General features: G+C 71.1%; 5 protein-coding genes. 1 reads left to right on the top strand and 4 read right to left on the bottom strand.

All coding sequences use genetic code 11. The features are described 5' to 3' along the window. The coding region (locus tag R6V09_RS44420; protein ID WP_317887169.1) for a tetratricopeptide repeat protein at positions 1 to 2,767 on the top strand (2,767 nt) is incomplete at its 5' end. Between the two features lie 77 nt (positions 2,768 to 2,844). Here R6V09_RS44420 and R6V09_RS44415 read toward each other — a convergent pair. The 4 genes from R6V09_RS44415 to R6V09_RS44400 all read right to left on the bottom strand — a co-directional run. Then, entirely contained in the window at positions 2,845 to 3,114 is a 270-nt protein-coding gene (locus R6V09_RS44415) for an acyl-CoA-like ligand-binding transcription factor (RefSeq protein WP_317887168.1), read from the bottom strand. A gap of 28 nt (positions 3,115 to 3,142) precedes the next feature. Further along, a complete protein-coding gene (locus R6V09_RS44410) occupies positions 3,143 to 3,769 on the bottom strand; it encodes a class I SAM-dependent methyltransferase (protein WP_317887167.1) in 627 nt (208 codons plus the stop codon). 271 nt (positions 3,770 to 4,040) lie between these two features. Beyond that, a complete protein-coding gene (locus R6V09_RS44405) occupies positions 4,041 to 4,709 on the bottom strand; it encodes a response regulator transcription factor (protein ID WP_317887166.1) in 669 nt (222 codons plus the stop codon). Next, on the bottom strand, positions 4,706 to 5,658 hold a 953-nt coding region (locus tag R6V09_RS44400; RefSeq protein WP_317887165.1), incomplete at its 5' end, for a sensor histidine kinase. The genes R6V09_RS44405 and R6V09_RS44400, both read right to left, overlap by 4 nt.

The following is a 5,658-nucleotide window of genomic DNA, read 5'->3' as shown; positions in this document are numbered from 1 at the left end:
GGCCCGGCTGGGGCACCCGGTGCCGGTGACCGCCGCGCCGGACGCGCTCGGTTCGGCACGGTACGACCGGTTGCTGGACGTGCATGCCTCGGCGCTGGCGGCACTTCTCGACGGAGCCGTAGCGGACGATGTACCCGGCGCTGTGGCGGACGCCGCGCCCGCCCGCCGCGATCCACTGCTGCGTGTCCTCGACCACGAACGGCGCCACTGGGCGACGACAGCAGTGCCGCACGACCTGCCGGCGCCCGGGAGCCTGCGCCACGACCAAGTGGTCTCGGCGGCCACGCTGTTCACGGCGCGCAGTACGGCGGAGGCGCGGACGCTGTGCGCCGCGCTGCCCACGTTCGACGGCGAGGGTCACGACGCCGTGGAGCGTCACCTGCGCTGGCTCGACGCCCTGTATCCCGGCCCTGACACCCTCAACCCGCTGCGCCCGGACCGGCTCGGCGAGGATCTGGTGGCGAGCACGCTCCTCGACCAGCCGGAGTTCGTCGAGTGGGTGGCACCCGTCGTGGGGGAGGCCCAGGTCACGCGGGCGCTGACGGTGCTGGGACGGGCCGCGCCGCGCCACCCGCACGTCGGGAAGGCGATGACCGCCCTGCTGGCCGCGGACCCGGCGGCCAGGCTGCCGCTCGCGATCGCCGTCGCCACGCAGCTGCAGGACACCACGCTGGTCGAGGTGTTGGGCGAGGTGAGCGGTGCCGCCGCCGGGCAGGGGCTCGATCTGGAGGAGTCCGTGATCGGCCATCTGCCCGACAGCAGCCTGGCGTTGGCCGCGTTCATGGTGGTCAGCACCCGGGCCGCCCTCGACGCGGAACGGCGCAGGGAGCGGCCCGACGCGGAGACGGTCGCCCAGCTGACGCACAACCTGTCGCTGCGGCTGACCGCCGTGAACCAGCACGACACAGCCCTCGTGCACGCCGCCGAGGCCGTCCGGATGTACTCGCAACTGGCAGACAGCGAGCCGGAGTTCATCCCGGAACTGGGTTCGGCGCTGAACACCCTCGCCGGCGCCCACTCCCATTCCGGCTTCCCCGAGGAAGGCCTCGACGCGGCGGCCCACAGCTGCGAACTGCTGAGCCGGGTCGCCGACAACTCCCCTGAGAACCGCCGGCGTTACGCCACCGCGCTCACCACCTACGGCAACACACTGGGTGACTTGACCCGCCACGCGGAGGCGGTCGCCGCCGCGGAACAGGCGCTGGAACTGACGACGGCACTCCACGACGAGGCTCCGGAGGAGGACCGGGTGGAGTGTCTGTACCGGCTGGCGAACGCCCAGCACAATCTCTCGGCGATCCGGGCCGGGGCTGGCCTGCACGACGGCGCGCTGGCCGCCGCCAGGGAAGCGGTGCGGATCTTCCGGGACCTCGACGCCGCCAACAGCGACCGGTTCCGGGACGCCCTCGTGCTGGCCCTGGGCAACCTCAGCGGAGCCCACTCCGAACTGCGACAGCCCCAGGAGGCGGCCGACGTCGCGGCAACAGCCGTAGACCTGGCTCGTGACCTGGTGGAGCGCCACGGGGAGGGATATCTCCACCTCATGGCGGACGTGCTGAACAACAGCGGGGCGGCGCTCCGACGGCTCGGCCGCCACGACGAGGCCATCGCGCAACTCACCCAGGCCGTGGCGCTCTACCGGACCCTCGCCGTCGTATCCCCCGCCAATCAGCTGCCCGCACTCGCCGGCGCGCTGCACAACCTCGGCGACTGCCTCCTGGACACCAGACAGCTCTACAAGGCGCACGACGTCTACGACGAGTCGATCGACATCTACCGCAAACTCGCCGACCCCCGACCGGACGCCACCGAGCCCGACCTCGCCGAATCCCTCCTGGCCCAGGCCGACGTCCTGCACGAACTGGGGGAGTACGAGGAGGCGTTGACACTGGCCGAGGAAGCCGCCGAGATCCTACGGCGACTGGCCGAGTCCGGCGGAGCGGTACTGCGCCGTAAGCTCGCGAAGGCGCTGCATCTGCTCGCGCTGATCCACGACGACCTGGGCCGGGACGCCGAAGCCGTCGACTGCGCGGCGAGCGCGGCAGCGCAGCTGGGCGACTTGGTGGCATCGGAGCCGGAAGACCTCTTCGACCTGCGCGGCGAGTGGGCGACCGTGCTGTTCACCTACGGCCGCGTACTCGACGGCACCGGCCGCCCGGACCGTGCCGTCGAACAGTTCGCGCGGGCGACCGAGGCGCTGCGCGCGCTGCTCCGAGAAACCGACGAAGCCGACGGACCCGCCGAAGCTGCCGACCACGACCGCGACTTGCTGGGCGGAGTACTGAACGACCATGCCATCAGCCTCAGTTCGCTCGGGCGGCACGAAGAGGCTCTCGCACGCATCGAGGAAGCGGTGGGCATCCGCCGCGACTTGGACCAGACCCTGCCCGCGAACCGCATCGCCCTGTGCCAGTCGCTGAACAACCTGGCGGACACCCTCAACGACCTCGAACGTCACGCCGAAGCGCTCGTACCGGCCGACGAGGCGGTGGAACTGGCGGCCGTCCTGCGCGAGGAGGACGACGAGGACGACGGAGAGCTGCTGGTGACCGCTCTCGCGACGCGGGCGACCGTGCGGACCGGAGACGACAGGGCGGCCGTCGCGGACCTGGTCCGGGCCTGGCACGCGGCACTCTCCTCGGCGGACGACGCCCTCGCGGACGTAGTCCGGGACGTCCTGCGAGACCTGGCCACTCGACACCCACGCCGCGTCCGCCGCGCCTGGCGAGCGGTGACGACCGAGCCGTATCCGCTGGCTCGCTCCTGACGGCCGGCTTGCCCGCCGCCAATGCCAAAGCCACGCCTACGCCGGTGGGTGGGGTCAGCGGTGCCGCCGCTGTCCGCTCAGTGGCTCAGCGCGGTCCGGGCCGCGGTGAGAGCGGGGCGCAGGTCGGCGCCGGAGTCCGGTCCGGCGCGCCGGGCGAGGATGCCGGTGATCTCGGCCTGCCGCTGCGACTGCCGCTCCAGGTGGCGGGCCGGCAGGGCCGGTGTGCCGAGGATCAGCCTGATCTGCCGCAGCATCCTGTCCGCGTTGTCGACGCTCAGGCAGGAGTACGAACGCGCCTTCTGGCAGAGCCGAGAACAAGTCCCCCAGTCCGCCTGAAACGAGATCACCGGGCTTTATGAAACTCCGGGCAGCTCATCAGTGCTCAGGCTTCGCGACCACCCATCTCCCGTCTTCGCTGAGCCAGCGATCGAGCTGCAGGCGCGCCCGGTTCAAGTCTGTGCTCAAAGCGCTGTCGTCGAGGAGGCACGTTACGTATTCCTGCTCCCAGTGTTGATCTCCGATTGAATATCTGGCGACTACCGACACTAAGTCGCGCCCTGCAGAGTTCGGTTCCACTGTTGTCTCGGTTTCGATGCCCGCACCCAAGTGTCCAGGTCCGCCGGCCTCTTGCGCCCATCTGTGCGTGAAACGTTGTATGAGCACCACGCCGTCCTCCGCGACGTGATGCCGGCAGGTGGCAAGGATGCCATTACGTTTCGCGGTGTCGGGAACGTTGACCAAGTGCGATGCAAGTAGCACGACATCGAATTGGCGATCGAGGCGCAGGCTCTCAATTGTTGAGCATATCGTCTCGGCCTGATGAATGTGGGACAGCATTTCTGCCGACTCGTCTACTGCCGTCACATGATGTCCGGCAGCGGCAAGCGGATGCGTCAGGCGACCGGCACCCGCTCCAAGATCTAGAATGCGGGCATTCGGCGGGAGCGCAGGCTCGATGATCGCAGGTATATCGCCGGGCGGCAGGACGGCCCACAATTCCACTGAACAACCATCCGGCGTGATTACGCCAGGACCGCGCCCAACTACGTGTGAGTGACGTTGACCTTGCTTGCGCACGAGCCTCAACCTTTCAGGTCCTCAAACTGTCGGATCTAATCGGAGACTTGCATGCCGGTCCGGCTCCACGGCCTCCGCCACGGTGCCACGACCCCCGCCCACGCCGCGTTCGCGGCCCGTAGAGGCCAGGTCGTCGTAGAAGTCCCTCGTCGAGTCAGGGGCCGTGCGTGCCACGGCAGTGCGTGGAGCCGGTCGTTCACTCGTCGCGGCCCAGGCCGGCCTCGCGGGCGCGGAGCGCGGCGGCGGTCCTGTCGTGCACCTGGAGCTTCAGCAGGATCGCCGAGACGTGGTTGCGGACCGTCTTGTCCGAGAGGCTCAGGCGGCGGGCGATCTCATGGTTGCCGCAGCCGGCCGCCAGCAGGTCCAGGACGTCGCGTTCGCGGTCGGTGAGGAGGGGGAACGCCCGCGTCGCGCAGTCGGCCGCGCTGCGGGAGGTGAAGAACTCGGCGATACGGCGGGCCACAGCCCCTCCGTAGGCGGCGCCGCCCGCGGCGACCTGGACCACGGCGGCGACGATCTCCCCCCGGTCCGCTCCTTTGACCAGGTAGCCGCTCGCCCCCGCGCGCAGGGCCGCGAAGACGCTGTCGTCGCCGTCGTGCATGGTGAGGGCCAGCACGGCGGTGCCCGGACTGTGCTGCCGTATGGCCCGGATGGCGTGGATGCCGTCGGTGCCCGGCATGGACAGGTCGGTGATCACGACGTCGGGAGCGTGCAGCCGTACGGCGTCGAGGAGTTCCGCCCCGTCCGCCGCCTCGGCGAGGACCTGGACGCCGGGGTCGCTGTCGAGGGCGGCCCGCAGTCCGAGCCGGTACATGGGGTGGTCGTCGGCGACGACCACCCGGATCGGTGGCCGCTCGGGCGTCATGACCGCTCCTTGAGGGGAAGGCGTGCGGTGACCACGGTTCCGCCGAGGCGGCCGGGCGAGTCCACGACGAGTGTCCCGCCGTGCGACGCGACACGGGCCCTCATGCTGGCGAGGCCCACTCCGGTGCCGGCCTGCGGCGGGTCCGGGCGGTGCCGCAGGCCCAGGCCGTCGTCCTCCACCCGGATGGTCAACTCGTCGTCGGCAAGGGCGAGTTCGACGAGCGCCCGGGTGGCTGCCGCGTGCCGCACCACGTTGGTCAGCGCCTCGCACGCGATCCGGTACGCCGTCGTCTCCACGTCCGGGGGAAGCAGGGCCGGCCCGGCCGGGCCCGTCACCTGGACCGGCAGATCCGGTGCGAACGACCGCGCGCGTTCACGCAACGCACCGAGCAGGTCCAGGCGGTCGAGGGTTCCCGGGCGCAGGTCCTGGATGATGCGCCGGACCTCGGCGCCGGACGTGTCGGCCTCGGTCCGGGCCGCCTCCACCATGCGCCGGGTCGTCGCGCCGTCGCCGGTGTCGAGGGAGTCCGCGGCGACCTGGAGCGCCAGGGCGATTCCCATGAGGGCGGGGCCGAGGCCGTCGTGCAGGTCCCTGCGGAAGCGGTCGCGCTCGGCGCGGGTGGCGTCGATGACCCGGTCGCGCTCCGCCGCCAGCTCCTGGGCGAGGGCATCGGCCCGTACGGCGGCGGCCATTGAGGGGGCGAGGGCGTGGAGCACCTTCAAGTCGGCCACTGTGTACGGCTCCTGGGTTGTCCGGTCGGCGATCCGCAGCGTGCCGACCGGCGTTCCGGACAGCCGCAGCGGGACATCGGTGGCAGGTGCGGAACCGGTCGGCCGCGCGCCGCACCGGGCGAGCAACTCGCCGTCAGAGCCCAGGAGTTCGGCGCCGGGAGCCCGTACGGCCTCCGCGGTGGCGGTGAGCACCGCGGTGAGCACGCCCCCGTCGGCCT

Source organism: Streptomyces sp. W16 (assembly GCF_033194735.1).
In the GTDB taxonomy this organism is placed as follows: domain Bacteria; phylum Actinomycetota; class Actinomycetes; order Streptomycetales; family Streptomycetaceae; genus Streptomyces.
This window is presented reverse-complemented; position numbering and strand designations above follow the sequence as displayed.